Origin of the sequence: Citrobacter sp. Awk 2, assembly GCF_028069815.1 — a bacterium.
Lineage (GTDB): Bacteria > Pseudomonadota > Gammaproteobacteria > Enterobacterales > Enterobacteriaceae > Citrobacter.
In genome coordinates, this window is record NZ_JANEWL010000213.1 from 1 (window position 1) to 1325 (window position 1325).

The window sequence follows — 1325 nt, forward strand, 5'->3', positions numbered from 1 at the left end:
GTACTTATCTATCATAAATAAATATTCGATCGGTTTTAACAATTAATTGCCGATCGATATCACGCGTTTAATCGTCAAAATCTATCAATAGTCTATTATCGATCTTTTATATCGATCATATTTTTACGTTCTGATAGGCTTGAGAGGCCGGGACTGACACCTCGCACCAGAGCCTTGGGAGCAAGTAAGCTCCTTAAGTTTTGCGAGCAGGCCATATCCCTTTAACTCATTTACATGGAGGAAGTAAGAGTGGAAGCAGTAGGTATCGTGATTTTAGTTGTGCTCTTCGTCGTTATCATGACCGCAGTAGATATACAGAAGAAAAAGCACTACAACAGCTTTACAGAAGTTCTGGATGGCGATGTTTTATCTTATGAATGTCAGCGAACCGGGATCGTCATAGACACCAAACAGCGCACCATTCGTTTTTTCGATAAAGAAAGAGACAAGACCTATTCCTATGACAATATCAGAGAGATCAATTATACGCTTTCTGACGCTGGAAAATTTTACGGTAATGGAACATTAAGAGGTATGAATAATGCAGCTATCGCCAACGGAAGAGAACAGCTTTTAGCTAATCAACGTTCAGGTATTAATATCTTAACCGATGATATTAAAAATCCCATGTGGAAAATTCATGTTCCCTTGAAGAATAAAACCACTTCAAACCAAGAACTCTGCGAACGCTGGCTTCTTGTATTTAAACAATATGTTTTTTAATCCGTTATCTTTAATTATTATCTACCTATGGGCCTAAAATGAGAAAAATGCTGATTGCTGTATTAATTATTTTTCCTCTTGCCAGTTGCACCGTTCATGGCAATAAATCTCTCACAGATGAAAATCATCAGACGGTAAAGCTAAAAATCGTCAAAGGAAAAACTACCCAACAAGAGATCCTCACCGCGTTCGGAGAACCACAGACACGCGCCACAAATGATGGACAAGAGATGTGGAACTACTCCAGTATGACGGGAGAAAGCCAGCTATCTAACTACATTCCCGGCCCTGCACTACTAACCAATCGCAGTACAGCGCACATTAAAGCGTTGGATATCTGGTTTAAAGGGGATGTTGTGGAGCGTTATAATTTTAGTCAGACAGCTAGCAAAGTTTCGCATGGATTAATTGAATAATCACTTATTAATAATCCCCATCATATCCAATGGTGGGGATTCATTGCTTAAAAATGCCTATCGAGGAGTTATTATAAAAGAGCCGGAAAATAAAAAACCAAAAAAATAACACTCGTTTATGACTATGATTTCTTCTTTGGGATTTATTGCACCAAGTTCAATTTCTATTTTTATTCTACTTAAATC

Annotated in this window: 2 protein-coding genes; both read left to right on the forward strand. The window is 38.0% G+C overall.

Features of this window, described 5'->3' with window-relative positions:
* Positions 1-249 precede the first annotated feature (249 nt).
* Positions 250-723: a DUF4755 domain-containing protein gene (locus NNO02_RS23225; protein ID WP_064370210.1), complete on the forward strand. Its 474-nt coding sequence runs from the start codon at positions 250-252 to the stop codon at positions 721-723.
* Positions 724-761: 38 nt separating this feature from the next.
* Positions 762-1139, forward strand: a complete 378-nt coding sequence (locus NNO02_RS23230) for a hypothetical protein (protein WP_271455874.1) — start codon at positions 762-764, stop codon at positions 1137-1139.
* Positions 1140-1325 lie beyond the last annotated feature (186 nt).

Excerpts from the sequence above, each read along its gene's own strand:
- NNO02_RS23230 (WP_271455874.1), top strand. The coding sequence starts at position 762 with ATGAGAAAAATGCTGATTGCTGTATTAATTATTTTTCCTCTTGCCAGT.